17 protein-coding genes are annotated in these 16,611 nt (G+C 62.9%); 10 read left to right on the top strand and 7 right to left on the bottom strand.

What is annotated here, in order from left to right; all coding sequences use genetic code 11:
- The first annotated feature begins 184 nt into the window (after nt 1-184).
- Nucleotides 185-580: a hypothetical protein gene (locus NKJ32_RS14855; protein ID WP_023674851.1), complete on the top strand. Its 396-nt coding sequence runs from the start codon at nt 185-187 to the stop codon at nt 578-580.
- Between the two features lie 46 nt (nt 581-626).
- Here the strand turns inward: NKJ32_RS14855 and NKJ32_RS14850 are convergent, their stop codons facing one another.
- Together NKJ32_RS14850 and cckA are read right to left on the bottom strand one after the other, a co-directional pair.
- A complete protein-coding gene (locus tag NKJ32_RS14850; protein WP_023674850.1) occupies nt 627-1,337 on the bottom strand; it encodes a purine-nucleoside phosphorylase in 711 nt (236 codons plus the stop codon).
- 82 nt (nt 1,338-1,419) lie between these two features.
- Nucleotides 1,420-3,993, bottom strand: coding sequence for a cell cycle histidine kinase CckA (cckA, locus tag NKJ32_RS14845; protein WP_023674849.1), 2,574 nt, complete (start codon nt 3,991-3,993; stop codon nt 1,420-1,422).
- A 203-nt stretch (nt 3,994-4,196) separates the two neighbouring features.
- On the opposite strand from cckA, the gene NKJ32_RS14840 reads away from it, so the two are divergent.
- Nucleotides 4,197-4,949, top strand: a complete 753-nt coding sequence (locus tag NKJ32_RS14840) for a hypothetical protein (protein WP_352754776.1) — start codon at nt 4,197-4,199, stop codon at nt 4,947-4,949.
- A gap of 83 nt (nt 4,950-5,032) precedes the next feature.
- Here NKJ32_RS14840 and dksA read toward each other — a convergent pair whose 3' ends face one another.
- The gene (gene dksA, locus NKJ32_RS14835) at nt 5,033-5,449 is read right to left on the bottom strand and encodes an RNA polymerase-binding protein DksA (RefSeq protein WP_023674847.1); all 417 of its coding nucleotides are present in this window, start codon (nt 5,447-5,449) and stop codon (nt 5,033-5,035) included.
- A 260-nt stretch (nt 5,450-5,709) separates the two neighbouring features.
- On the opposite strand from dksA, the gene NKJ32_RS14830 reads away from it, so the two are divergent.
- The 4 genes from NKJ32_RS14830 to NKJ32_RS14815 all read left to right on the top strand — a co-directional run bounded on the left by NKJ32_RS14830 (nt 5,710) and on the right by NKJ32_RS14815 (nt 9,487).
- Complete coding sequence (locus NKJ32_RS14830) at nt 5,710-6,213, top strand: SixA phosphatase family protein (RefSeq protein WP_352574988.1); 504 nt, start codon at nt 5,710-5,712, stop codon at nt 6,211-6,213.
- A gap of 62 nt (nt 6,214-6,275) precedes the next feature.
- A complete protein-coding gene (locus tag NKJ32_RS14825; RefSeq protein ID WP_352697722.1) occupies nt 6,276-7,754 on the top strand; it encodes a YcjX family GTP-binding protein in 1,479 nt (492 codons plus the stop codon).
- A complete protein-coding gene (locus NKJ32_RS14820; protein ID WP_352448741.1) occupies nt 7,751-8,845 on the top strand; it encodes a YcjF family protein in 1,095 nt (364 codons plus the stop codon). Before NKJ32_RS14825 ends, NKJ32_RS14820 begins: the two co-directional genes overlap by 4 nt.
- A gap of 87 nt (nt 8,846-8,932) precedes the next feature.
- A complete protein-coding gene (locus NKJ32_RS14815; protein ID WP_352754779.1) occupies nt 8,933-9,487 on the top strand; it encodes a hypothetical protein in 555 nt (184 codons plus the stop codon).
- A gap of 63 nt (nt 9,488-9,550) precedes the next feature.
- Here the strand turns inward: NKJ32_RS14815 and NKJ32_RS14810 are convergent, their stop codons facing one another.
- Complete coding sequence (locus NKJ32_RS14810) at nt 9,551-9,817, bottom strand: hypothetical protein (RefSeq protein ID WP_352697726.1); 267 nt, start codon at nt 9,815-9,817, stop codon at nt 9,551-9,553.
- Nucleotides 9,818-10,046: 229 nt separating this feature from the next.
- Here NKJ32_RS14810 and NKJ32_RS14805 point away from each other — a divergent pair, with 229 nt between their 5' ends.
- Complete coding sequence (locus tag NKJ32_RS14805; RefSeq protein WP_352827943.1) at nt 10,047-11,882, top strand: monovalent cation:proton antiporter-2 (CPA2) family protein; 1,836 nt, start codon at nt 10,047-10,049, stop codon at nt 11,880-11,882.
- A 17-nt stretch (nt 11,883-11,899) separates the two neighbouring features.
- On the top strand, nt 11,900-12,451 hold the full coding sequence (locus tag NKJ32_RS14800; protein WP_502894566.1) for a DUF924 family protein: 552 nt from the start codon (nt 11,900-11,902) through the stop codon (nt 12,449-12,451).
- Nucleotides 12,452-12,475: 24 nt separating this feature from the next.
- On the opposite strand, the gene folK is transcribed toward NKJ32_RS14800, so the two are convergent.
- From folK to folP, 3 genes are read right to left on the bottom strand one after another with little or no spacing between them, the layout of a single operon-like run.
- Nucleotides 12,476-13,000, bottom strand: coding sequence for a 2-amino-4-hydroxy-6-hydroxymethyldihydropteridine diphosphokinase (gene folK / locus NKJ32_RS14795; protein ID WP_352568754.1), 525 nt, complete (start codon nt 12,998-13,000; stop codon nt 12,476-12,478).
- On the bottom strand, nt 12,984-13,343 hold the full coding sequence (gene folB, locus NKJ32_RS14790) for a dihydroneopterin aldolase (protein ID WP_352568755.1): 360 nt from the start codon (nt 13,341-13,343) through the stop codon (nt 12,984-12,986). The genes folK and folB overlap by 17 nt, the downstream gene beginning before the upstream one ends.
- Nucleotides 13,344-13,346: 3 nt before the next feature.
- Nucleotides 13,347-14,192, bottom strand: coding sequence for a dihydropteroate synthase (folP, locus tag NKJ32_RS14785; RefSeq protein WP_352568756.1), 846 nt, complete (start codon nt 14,190-14,192; stop codon nt 13,347-13,349).
- A 96-nt stretch (nt 14,193-14,288) separates the two neighbouring features.
- Here folP and NKJ32_RS14780 point away from each other — a divergent pair, with 96 nt between their 5' ends.
- Nucleotides 14,289-14,906, top strand: coding sequence for a DUF922 domain-containing Zn-dependent protease (locus tag NKJ32_RS14780; RefSeq protein ID WP_023674836.1), 618 nt, complete (start codon nt 14,289-14,291; stop codon nt 14,904-14,906).
- Between the two features lie 201 nt (nt 14,907-15,107).
- Nucleotides 15,108-16,589 carry an MDR family MFS transporter gene (locus NKJ32_RS14775; RefSeq protein WP_352568757.1) on the top strand — a complete coding sequence of 494 codons (1,482 nt, stop codon included), beginning with the start codon at nt 15,108-15,110 and terminating at the stop codon, nt 16,587-16,589.
- Nucleotides 16,590-16,611 lie beyond the last annotated feature (22 nt).

The raw sequence follows: 16,611 nt of genomic DNA, 5'->3' as shown, positions 1-16,611 counted from the left end.
TATTAGCCGCAGGAGATGAACCTCCCCTGCCAGGTTTGAAATGAGAAAAGATCACTCGTATCAGCCTAAGTTTTACTCACATATAGGCCAATGCCCGAATTTTGAGCAGCATCATATGAGCGCTGGCGAGGATTGCAGCGCCGCAGCGAAATGAGGCAAGTTCGAACCCTTAACGGGGGACTCCATGGCCTTCAGAGCTTCTTGCATTTTCACCGCCATGCTTCTGCTGGCGGCGACGACCGTAGCGCGCGCCGGCTTCAGCGACGGCAAGCTGCCGGACGGCTCCTATCATTGCGAAGTCTATCTGCTTGGCATGTTCCTCAGCCTCGGCGACATCACCATCAAGGGAAACGTCTATAGCGGTCCGGTGAGCTTCGGCATCGCGCCGCAAAGCTACAATTACCAGATGGATGCAGACGGCGTGATCACCTGGCTGGGTCCGCTGGGCGGCTACACCAGTGGCGGCAACTCGATCTCGCTTACGCAGGCGACGCTGGAAAGCGGAACCACCCCGTCCTTCGATATCATCATGAAGCAGCCAGACGGCGCCTTTACCGCCTCGACCTGCACGAAGCGTTGAAAAGTACGGAACCTGGCGAGGTTCCGTACTCCGAAGTAGAAGCCGCCTAGCTCTCCGCCGCCATGTCGAGCGCCAGCCGGGTCATATCGGTGAAAAGGCCCTGGCGTTCGGAATAGTCGGTCTGCTCGCCGGTTGCCACATTGTCGACGACGGTCAGGATCGACAGCGCCCGGGCGCCGAAATCGGCCGCAATGCGGTAGAGTGCGCTGGTTTCCATATCCACGGCGAGCGCCCCCTGTGCCTGTGCTTCGGCAAAGCGTTCGCGCCCCAGCGGATGATAAAAAATGTCGCTGCAGATCGTCAGCCCGGCCCGATGGTCGATCCCGAGTTCCGAAGCCCGGGCCAACGCCTGGGCCAACAATGCAGGATCGGGGCCGGCATCGGCACGATAGAGACCAAAAACCTGGCCGCTCTCCGCATTTTCGCCGCGCACCGATTGTGCGATCACCAGGCTGCGCAGCGCCATCTCGGCGGTCAGGCCGCCGCAGGTGCCGGTGCGGATCAACGTTTTCGCACCGTAGAAATCCAGCAGCTCGTGCACGTAGACCAGGAATGACGGGACGCCGATGCCGGTGGACTGGACGCTGACAGGCTTGCCGCGAAACAACCCGGTAAAGCCGAGCGCGCCGCGGCGGCGGTTGACGCAGCGCGACGCTTCCAGAAAGGTCTCCGCCATCCATTCAGCGCGCTGCGGGTCGCCCGGCAGCAGCACCGTGCTTGCGTAGTCGCCTTTGCTAGCCTCGTTGTGTGGCGTCACGGCATGCTTCCAAAACCCGTCGCCCGTTTCGCCTGCAATCATGGCAGTCTCACGACATTGCGCAAGCGGAGCGTTGGAAGGGTCAGGATTCCAGCATGTCCTTTACGATCGTGGCCAATTGCTTGAGCGAAAACGGCTTCGGCAAGAAGCCGAAATGCGCGTCGGCCGGCAAGTTCTTGGCGAACGCGTCTTCGGCATAGCCGGACACGAAGATAAACTTGATGTCGGGCTGCCGTTTGCGCAATTCGCCAAGCAGCGTCGGGCCATCCATTTCCGGCATCACCACGTCCGACACCACGACGTCGACCTTGCCGCCGAGCGCTTCGTAGACTTCAAGCGCCTCGACGCCCGACGACGCCTCGTGGACGGTGTAGCCGCGCGATTTCAGCGCCCGCATGCCGCCCATGCGCACGGCGTCCTCGTCCTCGACCAGCAGCACCGTGGCCGAGCCCGACAGATCCTTGGCTGAGTCGGCGATCTTGGCAGGGGCGGCCGGCACTTCTCCAGCCTCGCCCGCCTTCCTTGCCTCCGCAATGTGCCGCGGCAGGAAGATGCGGAACACGGATCCCTTGCCGACTTCGGAATCGCAGAAGATGAAGCCGCCTGTTTGCTTGATGATGCCATAGACCATGGACAGGCCGAGGCCGGTTCCCTTGCCAACCTCCTTTGTCGTGAAGAAGGGCTCGAAGATCTTTTTCAGCACATCAGGCGCGATGCCGCTGCCGCTGTCCTCGACCTCGACCAGCACATAGTCGGCCGGAGTAAGTTCGCGGTAGGAAAAGGTCTTGCACTCTCCGGCGCTGACGTTGCGGGTGCGTACGGTGAGCTCGCCGCCGGCCGGCATCGCATCGCGTGCATTGACCGCCAGATTGACCACCACTTGCTCGAATTGCCCGATATCGACCCTGACCGGCCACAGGTCGCGGCCATGGTCGATTTTGAGCTTGATGTCGTTGCCGACCAGCCGGGCAAGCAGCATCCTTAGATCTGCGAGCACGTCGGTCAGGTTGAGCACCTCCGGCCGCAGCGTCTGCTTGCGCGAGAAGGCCAGCAACTGCCGCACCAGCGAGGCCGCCCGGTTGGCATTCTGCTTGATGTTCATGATGTCCGGGAACGACGGATCGGACGGCCGGTGGTTGGTCAAAAGCAGGTCCGAGGCCATGATGATGGCGGTCAGCACATTGTTGAAATCATGCGCGATGCCGCCGGCGAGTTGGCCGACCGCCTGCATCTTCTGGCTCTGCGCCATCTGGCCCTCGAGGGCTTTTTGCTCAGTGGTCTCCACGGCATAGACGATGGCCGATTCCTCGGCGCCCTCGCCACCGGTACCGTCTGCGACCGCGTTGACGTAGAAGCGTATGTGGCGCTCCTCATTGCCGGGCAGCACCGTATCGATCGGCTCGATGTCAGCCTGTTGCTGGCGTGCCTTTTCAAAGGCCGCGGCGAAAGCCGGCCGGTCGCGCTCGTGGATCACCGTATCCAGCCGCACACGCCGATCGACCGCATCGCGGTCGACGACCGAGGAAAACAGCGACAGGAACGGCGCATTGGTGCGCAGGATGCGGCCGGCATGGTCGACGCCGGCTATCGCCATCGGCGTCGAGTTGAAGAACCGCGTGAAGCGTATTTCCGATGCGCGGAGGTCGGCCGAAGCGTCCTCGCCTTGCGTCCGGTTGAGCACGATGGTGCGAGTCGGGCCGTTGAGCCCCTCTCGGCTGGCCGAGACACGATGCATGAAGCGCACCGGCAGCGCCTCGCCGGTCATCGTCGTCAGATCGAGGTCGATAACGGCATTGCGCGTGGTACCAGCGTCGGCCTTGACCGAACGGACCAGCGCCATGCCGTCGCCGGCGACGATCTCCGGCAGCGTGATGGCGCCGGGAGTGAAGCTGGCCAGGTCGATGCCCAGCCACTCCGCAAGGGTCGCGTTGATATAGGTGACGCGGCCTTCCTGGTCGGCCGAAAAGAAACCGGCCGGCGCATGGTCGAGGTGATCGATCGCCTTTTGCAGGTCGAGAAAGAACCGCTCCTGCTCGGCCCGTTCCTGCGAGATGTCGGCAAGCTGCCAGGCAAGCATGGGCAGCCGCTGGCCGGGAACGCTGAAGGCGCGGGCCCGAACGCGGTACCAGCGAGCGCCCGGTTCGGCGCCTGGCCGAATGGACTGCGCGAGCCGAAACTCGCCGTCGCCAGGCTGGCCATCACGCAGGCCGGACGCCAGCCGGTATATGGTCACCGAGGCCTCGGGAACGTCTGAAAGCAAACCTTCGACGGTCTTGAGGTCGGCGGCCGACTCGGCACCCGTCATATCGGCATAGGTCCGGTTGGCGTAGATGATACGGCCTTTGGTGTCGGTGACCAGGAGACCTTGCGACATCGAATCGACGAAAGCTTTCGACAGTTCGTCGCTTGTCGAGCGCGGCGTGATGTGCACGAAGCCGATCGCAGTGGCGAATAGAAAGCCGACGCCGATCATCGCCAGCACGCCAAGCATGCCGAGCAGGAATGGATCGCCAAGGCGCTCGCGGAAAAGGCCGAAGACGATCGCTGCCCCAGTCAGGACGACGATGAAGACGATGAGCCGGGTGACCGCTCCCGGCCGCGTGTTCTGGTCGACGATAGGTACCGGATAGAAATCGCCGCGCGCTTCCTTGGCCATGTGCCCCCTGCTCGTGAATTCCGGTGTCGGTTGAATCATATTCTCAGGGTTGGGAAAAGGCCCGGCTGCAGATGTCCGTTAAAAATGACGCCGTTCGGCTCCCGGCGTTTCAAGCTGTTCACGAAGCGTGAAAGGCAACTTGCGGTGGCCTGCCGCAACAGTCTAGTGTCGCCTCTCTTCGAAAGCTGATTTTGGGGGAACCAATGCTGCAATGGCTGGATGGCGTGGCGGGTCCTGGTTATGCCGCAGCAATCCTATGGACGTTTGCAGTACTTGTCCTTCTGCTCATCATTCTTCTTATCATCAGGCTGGTCCGCAGCCTGACGTTCGGGACATTCGTCGCCGGCGGCAGGAACCGCAAGACGCGGCTGGCTGTCATGGATGCCACAGCGGTCGACAGTCACCGGCGGCTGGTGCTGGTGCGCCGTGACGATATCGAGCACCTGCTCTTGATCGGTGGTCCGACCGACGTCGTCGTCGAGCGCGACATCAGGCTCTCGGCGCTGCGGCGCCCGGCATTGACCGGAGACAACGGCCACCAGCCGGCAGCAAGGTCTGCTTCGACCACCGCCGCGCCGGTGAGGCAAGCGCCACCGCAGCCGGCAAGCGTAACCGCGACCCCTGTCCGAGCCCGCCAGACGGCGACGATGCCGGCAACAATGCCGGCGCCGGCGCCGAAACCGGCATCGAACGTCACACCGTTGCCAAGTTATGGATCCGTCAACGCCAATGCCTCGCGGCATGCGCAGCCGCCGGCAAGACAGGACTCCCCGGCAAGATACGAGCCGCCTGCACAGCACGAGTCGATTGACGATGCGCTGATGAAGGAGCTGGAGGTTTCCCTCGACGAGCCACGCTTCAGCCAAACGCCGAGCAAGCCGGTGGCGAAGGCATCGCCCTCTCTCGACGACGAGATGACGAAGCTCCTCGGCGAGTTGTCCAATCAGAAAAGATAGGCCGATAGCGAACGGCCAATGAAAATGGCCGGAAAACCGGCCATTGTGAACGCTTTACTGATGCCGCTGTTTTTCCCGGCGACTCAGTCGTCGCGGTAGACCTTCTCGCGCCGCTCATGGCGCTCCTGTGCCTCGATCGACAAGGTGGCGATCGGGCGCGCGTCGAGCCGCTTCAGCGCGATCGGCTCGCCCGTCTCCTCGCAATAGCCGTAAGTGCCTTCGTCAAGGCGCTGGAGGGCCGAATCGATCTTGGAGATGAGTTTTCGCTGGCGATCGCGGGCGCGAAGTTCGATGGCGCGGTCGGTTTCGGAGGAGGCGCGATCGGCGAGGTCGGGGTGGTTGGCGTTTTCCTGCTGCAGGATTTCGAGAGTTTCGCGCGCTTCGCGCAAGATGTCGTTCTTCCAGGTGACGAGCTTCATGCGAAAGTAGGATTTCTGCCGCTCGTTCATGAACGGCTCGTCTTCGGAGGGTACGTAATCGGCGGTAACGATGTCGTTCATTCGACTCACCCAACAAACCCCAAATTTGGCGCCTATATATTCGCGGACCGAAAGCTGCACAAGGTCAATCGACGACAGTTTCACGCAATTGTTAGTCTCGGACAAATCAGCATCTGCGATGCCCTTTTTGCGAAGAATACGACCGAATCCGTACATGATTCGCTATGCTTGAGGGGCGCTTGCCATTGCGCACGGAGCTCTTCTGATGGCAAATCCTGCGGCGTGCTGACGGGTTCGGTGCCCGGCACAACGGGGATCCGGTGACCAGACTTTACCTGCTGAGGCATGCGAAGGCCGGCTGGGCGCTGCCTGGCGTGGCTGACTTCGACCGCCCGCTCGATCCATCCGGCTTCGCCGATGCCGAAGCGATGGGCGTGCTGATGCGTTCCCGCAAATACGCACCGGCCCGCACCCTTTGCTCAAGCGCCAAGCGCGCCCGCCAGACGCTGGAAAGCTTGGCTGGCCATACGGACACGGGCCGGGTGCTGTTCTGTGACACCTTCTACAGCGACGATGCCGCCGCGTACCTCACTGCCATCCGGCAGAATGGCGGGCTGGATGCCTTGCTCGTCATCGGCCACAATCCGATGATCGAGGATCTCGCCATGGCGCTCTCAGGCGACGGCAACGAGACCGCGCGGGCCATGCTGAACCACGGCTTCCCGACCTCCGCACTTGCGGTGGTCCGGTTCAACGGCAGACTTGCCGAGGCTGCGCCAGGCACCGGCTATCTCGAAGCCTTCCTGACACCTGCCGATATCTGAGGCCATTTCAAAGCCGCGCATCAAAGCCTATATCGGATCCTGACCGGCCCGCGAGAACAGATTTGGCATCATCGCTGACGACTTTTACCGACGAGGCGAAGATTGCCTTGGATACGTTGTCAGGCCGCGCTGCCGGGCTTTTCGCTCCGTCACTGCGTCTTGGCGTGACCGGGCTGTCCCGCGCCGGCAAGACGGTGTTCATCTCGGCCCTTGTGCACAATCTGGTCCATGGCGGACGCTTGCCGCTGTTTGAGGCACAAAAATCGGGGCGCATCGCCCGGGCTTTTCTCGAAGAGCAGCCGGACGACGCGGTACCACGCTTCCAGTACGAGGATCACATCGCGGCTCTTGTCGACGATCGCGTCTGGCCGGATTCGACGCGTGCGATTTCCGAACTGAGGCTCACCATCGAATACGAATCGGCCTCTGGCTGGAGCCGCATGTTTTCCGCCGGCAAATTGTCGGTCGACATCGTCGATTATCCCGGCGAATGGCTGCTCGACCTGCCGCTGCTCGGCAAGTCCTACGCCGATTTTTCGCGTGAGGCCTTCGAGATGGCCGTGTTGCCGGTGCGTGTCGACCTTTCGCGGGAATGGCGGGCGCTCTCCAATCCGGTCGACCCCAACGCCGAGGCCGACGAGATGACGGCGCGCCGTCTCGCTGAGAGCTTCGCGGCCTATCTCAAGGCCTGCAAACTCGACGAGCGGGCGCTTTCGACCTTGCCGCCCGGCCGCTTCCTGATGCCCGGCGATCTTGAAGGCTCGCCCGCTCTCACCTTCGCGCCGCTGCCGAATCTGGGCGGCCGGCGCGCCCGCTCGGGATCGCTGCAGGCTATGATGGAGCGGCGCTACGAGGCTTACAAGACGCATGTCGTCAAACCGTTCTTTCGCGAACACATCACGCGTCTCGACCGCCAGATCGTGCTCATCGACGCATTGCAGGCATTGAATGCCGGCCCCGGTGCGATGGCCGATCTGGAGCGCGCGGTCACCGAAATCCTGTCCTGTTTCCGGCCCGGCCGGGGCAACTTCCTGACCGACCTGTTTTCGAGGCGTATCGACCGCATATTGGTGGCCGCGACCAAGGCCGACCATCTGCACCACGAAAGCCACGACCGGCTGCAGGCGATCGTGCGGCGGCTAGCCGACCGAGCCGTGGCGCGGGCGAATTTCACCGGCGCCGACGTCGACGTCGTCGCTATGGCTGCCATGCGCGCGACCCGGGAAGGCACGGTCAAGCAGGGCCGCGAGACTTTGCCGGTCATTATCGGCACGCCATTGCGCGGCGAAAAAATCGATGGCGAAACCTTTGACGGAAAGACCGAAACAGCCATATTTCCCGGTGACTTGCCGGAGAAAGTTGATGCGGTGTTCGACGTTTCCGAATCGACCCGCCGGCAGAACAATGACGACCCCGCGATCCGCTTCGTGCGCTTTCGCCCGCCGAAACTCGAGCGCACCGCCGAGGGTGTGACGCTGTCGCTGCCGCATATCAGGCTCGACCGCGCGCTGCAGTTCCTGATCGGAGATCATCTCGCATGAGTGCGCCCCGCAGACCGGCGGCCTTTCGCATAGAGCCGGAGCCCCAGCAGAAGGAAGATTCGACGGCTCACCATGCTGCGTCCGAGGCCGCGCCGGCGCGAAAGCCGCGTACCGTGACGGCGGATCTTGCCGTGGTCACACCGGCGGAGATCGACGTCTTCGACGAGCCTGATATCGTCGCTGCCGAACCGCCGCCGGCGATTGCGCCGCGAAAACGTTCGCCGCTTGGCAGCCTGTTCTTCGGCGCGCTGGGCGTTCTGGTTTCGCTCGCCGTCGGCCTCTGGACCGACCAGCTGATTCGCGACCTGTTCGAGCGCGCCGAGTGGCTGGGCTGGCTGGCTGCCGCTATGGCCGCGATCGCCATCCTGGCGCTTCTGATCATCCTGGTGCGCGAATTCATGGCGATTGCCCGCCTTGCCGAGGTCGAAAAGTTGCAGAAGCGGGCGCTCGATGCGATTGCCCGTGACGATCCGAAGGCCGCCCGCGCCGTGGTCGACGAGTTGTCGGTCTTTGTCTCGGCCAAGCCTGAAACCGCGGCCGGCAGGCGCTCGCTGGCCGAATTGCGCGGCGAGATCATTGACGGCGGCAATCTGGTGCGGCTGGCCGAGACCGAGATACTCGGCCCGCTCGATGCCCGCGCCAGGGTGATGATCCTCGAAGCGGCGAAGCGCGTCTCGCTGGTGACCGCGGTCAGCCCCCGCGCGCTGGTCGACGTCGCTTATGTCGTGTTCGAAGCCGGCCGGTTGATTCGCCGGCTGTCGGAGCTTTATGGCGGCCGCCCCGGCACGCTTGGCTTTTTTCGCCTGGCGCGCAGCGTTCTGGCCCATCTCGCGGTCACCGGGTCGATCGCCGTCGGCGACAGTTTCGTCCAGCAGATCGTCGGCCACGGCCTTGCCGCCCGGCTCTCGGCCAAGCTCGGCGAAGGCGTCGTCAACGGCATGATGACTGCGCGCATCGGCATTGCAGCGATGGAAACCGCAAGGCCCCTGCCCTTTTACGCGGTCAGGCGGCCCGGATTGGGCGATTTCCTCTCCGCGCTGACCTCCTTTGCAGCAAAGAAAGAAAAAGAAACATCCGCTTCCGGAACGTGACTATTGCCTTGGGGTGACAAAGCATTAACCAATCTTGTCCATGGTCGGAAGCGTCCAAACCAGTCTCTTTGTTGCCGGGTGTCGTCGATGAAAAGCGTTATTCTGTCCAGCGGGCTGCCCGTGGCGCTCGCGCTTGTCGCAACCGTCGGCATTGCCGGAAACGCTTCGGCGGCGGAACCGGACAAGCAGTTCTTTCGATCGGTCGAAGGCAAATGGGTCGGCCCCGGAGAAATCGTTGCCGGCAAATACAAAGGCACGAAATTCACCTGCAGCTTCATCGGCTCGACGCCTGACGGCAAGGTCGGCATGTCGCTCGACGGCGGCTGCCGGGTCGGTATGTTCACTCAGCAGATGTCGGCAACGATCGAACACAAGGGCCGGCAGGGCTACAAGGGCAGCTTTATGGGCGGGGCCGCCGGCTCCGGCCTCGACATTATCGGCGGCAATGTCGTCGATGCGCACAAGGTGGTTTTCACCATCAATCGCAATCAGTTGCGCGGCGTTATGCAGGCGCTTGTCCCCGACGACAATTCAATGACGGTGACCGTTGCCGTGCGCGTCGACCAGCAGCTGGTCCCGGTCATCGGCATGAAGCTGAAGCGGATCGATGCACTCGAGGTCGGCTCCATAACTCCGAACTGACTTTCAGCGTGAGAAGGGCGGCGGCCAAACGGCGCCGCCCTCTTTTGATTTGCAAATGGGCGCTCAGTCCTTGATCGCGGCAATCACTTCGTCATAGGCCTTGCAGGCCTCAGCCGCTGTCGTGCCGCTCTGATATTTGGTTGTGACCGCCTGGACCTTGGCCCCGAGGTCGGCTGCCTTGGCCGGATTCTTGGTAATCGCAGCCTGAAGTGCCGCAGTCATGTCCTGGGCCTTCTTGGTCAGCATCTCGGTCGTGCACTCCGGCGCCTTCGAACAGGCAGAACCGGCAAGTGCCGCGATGCCAACGGCAAGCAGCAAGAACTTCTTCATGTCAGTCATCTCCTCAAAAAAGGGCCGCGACTTGATCGTCGCTCGCCCTTCACTGGCCGAAGCCGGGCGTCCTTAGCGCCGGATTGCTGGAACAAGCAACGCGCGGGAGCCCATTATCCTGTTCAGTGCGCCTGCAATATCGCCTTCACAACACGCCGGATTCGCACTGTTCGATCCGCCCCGAAGCCCCTATCTTGGCCGCTTGTTGCAAGAGAGCGGAACGGCAGGCATGGCGGCAGAGGCATCGAACGGCGATCTGATCCAGGTGGTGGCGCTGCTCGCCGCCGGCGTCGTTGCGGTGCCGATCTTCAGGCGCATCGGACTTGGCTCCATCCTCGGCTATTTGACGGCCGGCGTCGTGATCGGTCCGTTCGGGCTGCGCATCTTTTCCGAATCGGAAGCCATTCTTCATGTCGCCGAACTCGGCGTCGTCATGTTTCTGTTCATCATCGGGCTGGAGATGCAGCCGTCACGGCTATGGGGCATGCGCCGCGAGATTTTCGGGCTTGGCGCGCTGCAGGTCGGCGTCTGCGCGGTCCTGCTGACCGGCGTCGGGCTGGCGGGAGGTTTTCCTATCGCGCAATCCTTCGTCGCCGGCGCCGGTTTCGTGCTCACCTCGACGGCCATCGTCATGCAATTGCTGGAAGAACGCGGCGAACTGGCCACGCCCAAGGGCCAGCGCATCGTTTCGGTCCTGCTTTTGGAAGACCTGGCCATCGTGCCGCTGCTGGCGCTGATCGCCTTCCTCGCGCCGGGCGGCGCCGATATGAGCCTGTCGGATCGGTTGATGGAGGTCGGCATCGGCCTTGCCGCGATCGTCGGGCTGGTGCTTGCAGGACGCTATCTGCTCAATCCGTTCTTCCGTATCCTGGCGGATGCGCGCGCCCGCGAGGTGATGACCGCAGCCGCCCTTCTGGTCGTTCTCGGATCGGCGCTCGCCATGCAGCTTTCCGGCCTGTCGATGGCGATGGGCGCCTTCCTGGCCGGCGTGCTTTTGTCGGAATCGACCTTCCGCCACCAGCTGGAGGCCGACATCGAACCGTTCCGCGGCATTCTGCTCGGACTGTTCTTCCTCGCCGTCGGCATGTCGCTCGACCTGCATGTGGTCGTCGTCAACTGGCAGCTCATTGCCATCTATGTCGTCGCCTACATGATGATGAAGGCGATCGGCATCTATATCGTCGCCCGCATTCTCAAAACCGGCCACCGGGAAGGGCTCGAGCGCGCGGTCTTCATGGCGCAAGGCGGCGAATTCGCCTTCGTCCTCTATTCCGCAGCAGCGGCAGTCGGGATCATCGATAGCCAGGCCAATGCGATGCTAACCGCCATCGTCATCATTTCCATGGTGCTGACGCCGTTGGCAATCATAGCCCTGCGGTATCTGACGCCGCGCGACGAGCAGTCGCTTGAAGGCGTCGATGTCGCCAACGGCCTGACCGGCAGCGTGCTGATCATCGGCTTTGGCCGGTTCGGCCAGATCGCCAGCCAGCCGCTTTTGTTGCGCGGGATCGACGTATCGATCATCGACAATGAGGTCGAAATGATCCAGGCGGCGGCCGATTTCGGCTTCAAGGTCTATTACGGCGACGGCACGCGGCTGGACATCCTGCGTGCCGCGGGAGCCGGGCGCGCACGCGCCGTGCTGATCTGCGTTGACAAGCCCGATGCCGCCGTGCGCATCGCCGAGCTCATCAAGGCGGAGTTTCCGTTGCTGACGGTGCTGGCGCGGGCTTTCGACCGCGGCACGGCGTTGCAGCTCATTCGTGCCGGCGTCGACTATCAGCTCCGCGAGACGTTCGAATCGGCGCTTGTCTTCGGCGGCTCGACACTGGAAGCTCTCGGCGTCGATCCGGAAGAGGTCGCCGAGGTAGTCGAGGACGTCCGCCGCCGCGATGCTGCCCGTTTCGAGCTTCAACAGGCCGAAGGCATACGCGCCGGGCGGCGTTTCCTCAAAGGCAATATCGGCACCCCCATCCCGACGCCGCTCAGCACGCCACGGCGCGTGGGCCAGGCGCTCAACGAGGAGACCGCCGGCGTGCTGCAGAAATCCGAACCGGCCGATTAAACGTTGGAAAGACGCGAATGATGAACGAACTGGACGAGCGCGCTGTCTCCATCACCAGATTCTGGCGCGACGCCGGGGAGGACGCGTGGTTCGAGAAGAACGACGCCTTTGATGCCGACTTCCGCACCCGGTTTCTCGATCTGCACTTTGCCGCCGCCCGCCGCGAATGCGACGGCTGGTCCGAACACGCCGAAGGGTCGCTGGCACTGATGATCCTGCTCGACCAGTTTCCGCGAAACTGCTTTCGCGCCACCGGCCACATGTACGCCACGGACCCGCTGGCGCGGCATTTCGCCGGGAAAGCGATCGCTGCCGGCCATGACCTGGCACTCGACGAAGAGCTCCGCGTTTTTCTCTATCTGCCCTATGAGCATTCGGAGGACCTCGCCGATCAGCTCAAATCGGCAGAGCTTACCGCCGCCAAAGCCCCGATCTATCTGAAATATGCGATCGAGCATCGCGACATCATCCAGCGCTTCGGCCGCTTTCCGCATCGAAACAGGATGCTTGGCCGCGAGACGACACCGGACGAACAAATGTTCCTCGACGGAGGTGGGTTCTCCGGCTGATTTCAGGCACCGATGGCGGCAGCATCAGGTTTTCCACCAATCCCGGCCTGACGGCAGCCGTTCAATGCCCGATGTGTCGACGGCGGCCAGCCGCTCCGATACGCTCTTGCCGTCGACCACAAGCTCCGGCGCAATTTCTGCCAGCGGCGCCAGCACGAAGGCGCGCTCCAGCATGCGCGGATGCGGCACCTCCAGTCCGGTCTCGTGGATGATGCGGTCGCCGAACACCAGAATGTCGATATCGATCAGGCGTGGACCCCAGCGCTCCTCGCGCACCCGCTTCAGTTTTCGCTCGGCGTCGAGGCAAAGGTCGAGCAAAGCCCGTGGCGCGAGCGCGGTCGAGATTTCGGCCGTCGCGTTGAGGAAATCCGGCTGATCGAGCTTGCCCCAGGGGGGCGTGCGGTAGAGCGACGAAACGGCAACGACGCGCGTTCTCTCGTTGGCATCCAGAATGCCCAGTGCCGCAGCCATCGACTTCGCCGGATCGCCGAGATTGCCGCCAAGGCTGAGATAGACGGTGTTGTTGTTGTTACTATTCTGGCCAGACAACGGTCACCTCGACATGATCGAGCACACCCGGCACCGGGGCGTTCGGCTTGCGCACGGTGATTTCGGCCTTTTTGATCTGCGGAAACCGCGCCGTCAGCGCCCTCGCCACTTCGAGCGCCAGCGCTTCGATCAGAAAGCGCCGTTCGCCGGTAATGATCTTCTCGATGACCGCAAAGGCGATGCCGTAATTGACGGTGTCCTCGATGGAATCCTCGACCAGCGCCTGCCCGGGATCCACCGTGAGTGCCGCATCGACATAAAAGCGCTGGCCGAGCGTCTCTTCTTCGTCCAGCACACCGTGCCGGGCAAAGAAGGCGCAGTTCTTCATGCGGATGACATACATGGCTCAGCTTTCCCCGATCTCACGTGCCAGCATAGCATCGGCGATGGCCAGCGCATCCACGTTGATTGCGACATCGTGGACGCGAAAGAGATGCGCGCCTTTGAGCCTCAGGATAACGCTGGTGGCCGCGGTCCCGGCGCCTCTTGCGGCTGCGTCGCGGCCGGTGACGGTGCCGATAAAGCGCTTTCGCGATGTGCCGGCCATCAGTGGAAAACCCAGCGCATGAAGCTCGGAAAACCGTGCCATCAGGTCAAGATTTTCCGCTGCCGTCTCCTTGGCAAAGCCGAAGCCCGGATCGAGCACGATATGGTCGTCGGCAACACCGCTCCGCCGCGCGATTTCCAGCGACTTCCTGAGGAAGAAGAGCTGATCGGCAATCACGTCGGGCAGTTTCTGCCGGTCCCGTCCAGTGTGCATGACGACAAGGCCAGCGCCGGTTTCGGCCGCGACCCGGGCAATGCCCGGTTCGCGCTGCAGGCCCCAGACGTCATTGACGATATGCGCGCCGGCTTGGACGGCAAGCCGGGCCGTATCCTCGCGATAGGTATCGACCGAGATCAGCGTTCCGCCAGACGTCGCGAGCGCCTCGATGACCGGCAATATGCGAGCCTGCTCTTCCTTTGCGGAGACCGCAGACGCCCCGGGACGTGTCGATTCTCCGCCGATGTCGATGACGGAGGCCCCCTCCTCGACCATGCGGCGCGCCTGAGCCACTGCTTTTTCCGGCGCATCGAACAGGCCGCCGTCGGAAAAACTGTCCGGCGTGATGTTGAGGATGCCGACGACCACGGCCTTGCCGCCAAGGTCGAGATGGCGTCCGTGCGCCAATTGCCATCGCCCTGTCATCATTGCCCATCAACCATGTTCGATCTCGCGGCGTGGCGGGGGATCAATTCCGTTGCGCCGAGGACGGCGGTAAAGCAAGGTGGGGAAAGAGGCAACACGATGAAACGATCCCTCCTCTGCGCCCTGATGCTCGCTCTGACCGCATTCCCGGCCGGCGCTGCAACTCTCGTCAAGACATATAGTTATTTCCCGATCGGCGGCAGGACGCTCGACGACATCGAGACCCAGCTGTCGAAACTCGGGCCTCAGGTGAAAAGCACCGGGTCGCGGCATCCGGGAGCTACCCAGATGGCGTTCACCACCCGCGTCAGCTATGCGCAAAAGCCGGGCTCGTGCTGGATTGCCGACGCTGTCGTCACCGTCAAGGTCAAGGTCATCCTTCCTGAGTGGCGCCGCCCGCGCAAAGCCGATGCCGGCGTCAGGCTGTTCTGGGATACGTTGTCCGCCGACATCAAGCGCCATGAGGAACGCCACGTCGAGATTGCCAAGAACCACGGCCGCGAACTAGAAGACGCCTTGAAGGCGAGCTACCCGGAAAAGACCTGCGAACTGGCAAAGGCCAAGGCCGCAAAAATCACTGCGGCCATGCTTGCCAAACACGACCAGGACCAGATGCGCTTCGATCGCGTCGAAAGCGCCAATTTCCAAAGCCGCATCCTGCGGCTCTTGCACTATCGCATCGAGCGCATTGAGAACGGCCGGCTCGCTCCCGGCTGACTCCGCGTCGTCGGACAAAGCCAATTTTGCCGAAACATAGTGCCAGCTTCGGAAAACTTTCGAGCCGCTGTCGAAATCGGCCTATAGCGAACGACATATGCCAGGTTCGCAGGGATCAGCCTCCGGCAAACGCCAATCGGCGTACCTAGATGCTTCCCAGCCCGTCGCGGACGTGCACGCAGGCATAATGGATGAACGGATATGGACCAGGCTGTCGACAAGCAAACGATGGTGGAAACCAGCGCGCCGCTGACCGAAACCGAGAAAAACGCCATCATCGGCGGCGTGCTTTTGTCGATGCTGCTGGCGGCGCTCGACCAGACCATCGTCGCGCCGGCGATGCCGACGATGGCCCGTCTGCTCGGGCATGCCGAATATCTGCCATGGATCGTGACCGGCTATCTTCTGACCGCGACCGCCGTGGCGCCGCTCTACGGCAAGATCTCCGATATTTATGGTCGCCGGCCGACCGTCTATGCTGCAATCCTGATCTTTCTCGCCGGCTCGCTGGTCAGCGCCACGGCCCCTAACATGCTGGTCCTGGTTGTCGGCCGGGCGATCCAGGGCGCCGGTGGCGGCGGCCTGTTCGCCCTGACGCAGACCGTGATCGGCGACCTCGTGCCGCCGCGCGAGCGGGCCCGATACGCCGCCTGGATCTCGGGCACATGGGCCGTCGCCAGCATCGCCGGGCCGCTCCTCGGCGGCACCTTCGCCGAACATCTGCATTGGTCGCTGATCTTCTGGATCAACATTCCGCTCGGCCTGCTGGCCATGGCGATCATCAACAACCCGCTCAAGAAGCTGCCGATCGCCGCAAAACATCACCGCATCGACGGCCTCGGCGCGCTGCTTCTGGTCGCGGCCACCTCGCTGCTGCTGCTTGCCTTGAACTGGGGCGGCAGCGAGTATCCGTGGCTGTCGCCTGAAATCCTTGGACTGCTCGCCTGCTCGGCGGTGTTCTGGAGCGCGTTCGCGCTGCGGCTCATGCGCGCGGCCGAACCGCTGATCTCGCTCGAAGTGCTCGGCAATCCGATCGTTCTCGCCGGCACATTGTCGATGTTCCTGCTGCAGGCCGCCAATGTCGGCTTGTCAGTCTATCTGCCGGTCTACCTGCAATCGGTCGTCGGCCTGTCGGTCAGTCAATCGGGCACCGCGTTGCTTGGGCTGATGCTCGGCACGGTGGCCGGTGCGACATTCAGCGCGCGAATGATCCCGCGCTTTTTCCACTATAAGCGCATTGCCATGATCGGAACTGTTTTCTCGATCCTGTGCCTCGGCGTGCTCAGCCTGGTCGCCGGGCATGCCTCACTTTTGCTCGTCGAGGTGTTGACGACCTGCGTAGGCCTGGGTACAGGCACGACCTTTCCGGTTGCCACCGTCTCGGTCCAGAACGCCGTCGATCGCATGCACCTTGGCGTAGCGACCGGCGTTCTCACCTTCCTGCGCTCGCTGGGCAGCGCGCTTGGCGTCGCTATGCTGGGTGCCGTCGCCCTTGGTTACGGGCTGCCGCTGGCCAGCGAAGGCACGCAGCCGGCCGGCCATATCGCTTCGGCCATGCCGTTCGTGATGATCTTTCTTGCCGCGGCCGCGATCTTGCTGTTGTCGCTCATCACGCTCTGGCTGATGCCGGAGAAAACGCTTCGCGGCCATGCCGAGGCTGTGGCTCCAGCCCTGGCGGAGTAGACCGGCCCGACGAAAATATGGC

The sequence above is a fragment of the Mesorhizobium sp. M0159 genome (assembly GCF_040322295.1).
Lineage (GTDB): Bacteria > Pseudomonadota > Alphaproteobacteria > Rhizobiales > Rhizobiaceae > Mesorhizobium.
The sequence above is the reverse complement of the archived record's forward strand: the minus strand, read 5'-3'. Positions and strand labels throughout refer to the sequence as shown.

What these genes read in the sequence shown, in the direction of transcription:
- NKJ32_RS14840 (WP_352754776.1), top strand. Translation starts at nt 4,197, where the DNA reads ATGCTGCAATGGCTGGATGGCGTGGCGGGTCCTGGTTATGCCGCAGCA.
- NKJ32_RS14780 (WP_023674836.1), top strand. Translation starts at nt 14,289, where the DNA reads ATGAAACGATCCCTCCTCTGCGCCCTGATGCTCGCTCTGACCGCATTC.
- NKJ32_RS14810 (WP_352697726.1), bottom strand. Translation starts at nt 9,817, where the DNA reads ATGAAGAAGTTCTTGCTGCTTGCCGTTGGCATCGCGGCACTTGCCGGT.
- NKJ32_RS14855 (WP_023674851.1), top strand. Translation starts at nt 185, where the DNA reads ATGGCCTTCAGAGCTTCTTGCATTTTCACCGCCATGCTTCTGCTGGCG.
- NKJ32_RS14815 (WP_352754779.1), top strand. Translation starts at nt 8,933, where the DNA reads ATGAAAAGCGTTATTCTGTCCAGCGGGCTGCCCGTGGCGCTCGCGCTT.
- NKJ32_RS14820 (WP_352448741.1), top strand. Translation starts at nt 7,751, where the DNA reads ATGAGTGCGCCCCGCAGACCGGCGGCCTTTCGCATAGAGCCGGAGCCC.
- NKJ32_RS14800 (WP_502894566.1), top strand. Translation starts at nt 11,900, where the DNA reads ATGATGAACGAACTGGACGAGCGCGCTGTCTCCATCACCAGATTCTGG.
- cckA (WP_023674849.1), bottom strand. Translation starts at nt 3,993, where the DNA reads ATGGCCAAGGAAGCGCGCGGCGATTTCTATCCGGTACCTATCGTCGAC.
- dksA (WP_023674847.1), bottom strand. Translation starts at nt 5,449, where the DNA reads ATGAACGACATCGTTACCGCCGATTACGTACCCTCCGAAGACGAGCCG.
- folB (WP_352568755.1), bottom strand. Translation starts at nt 13,343, where the DNA reads ATGTATGTCATCCGCATGAAGAACTGCGCCTTCTTTGCCCGGCACGGT.
- folP (WP_352568756.1), bottom strand. Translation starts at nt 14,192, where the DNA reads ATGATGACAGGGCGATGGCAATTGGCGCACGGACGCCATCTCGACCTT.
- NKJ32_RS14805 (WP_352827943.1), top strand. Translation starts at nt 10,047, where the DNA reads ATGGCGGCAGAGGCATCGAACGGCGATCTGATCCAGGTGGTGGCGCTG.
- NKJ32_RS14775 (WP_352568757.1), top strand. Translation starts at nt 15,108, where the DNA reads ATGGACCAGGCTGTCGACAAGCAAACGATGGTGGAAACCAGCGCGCCG.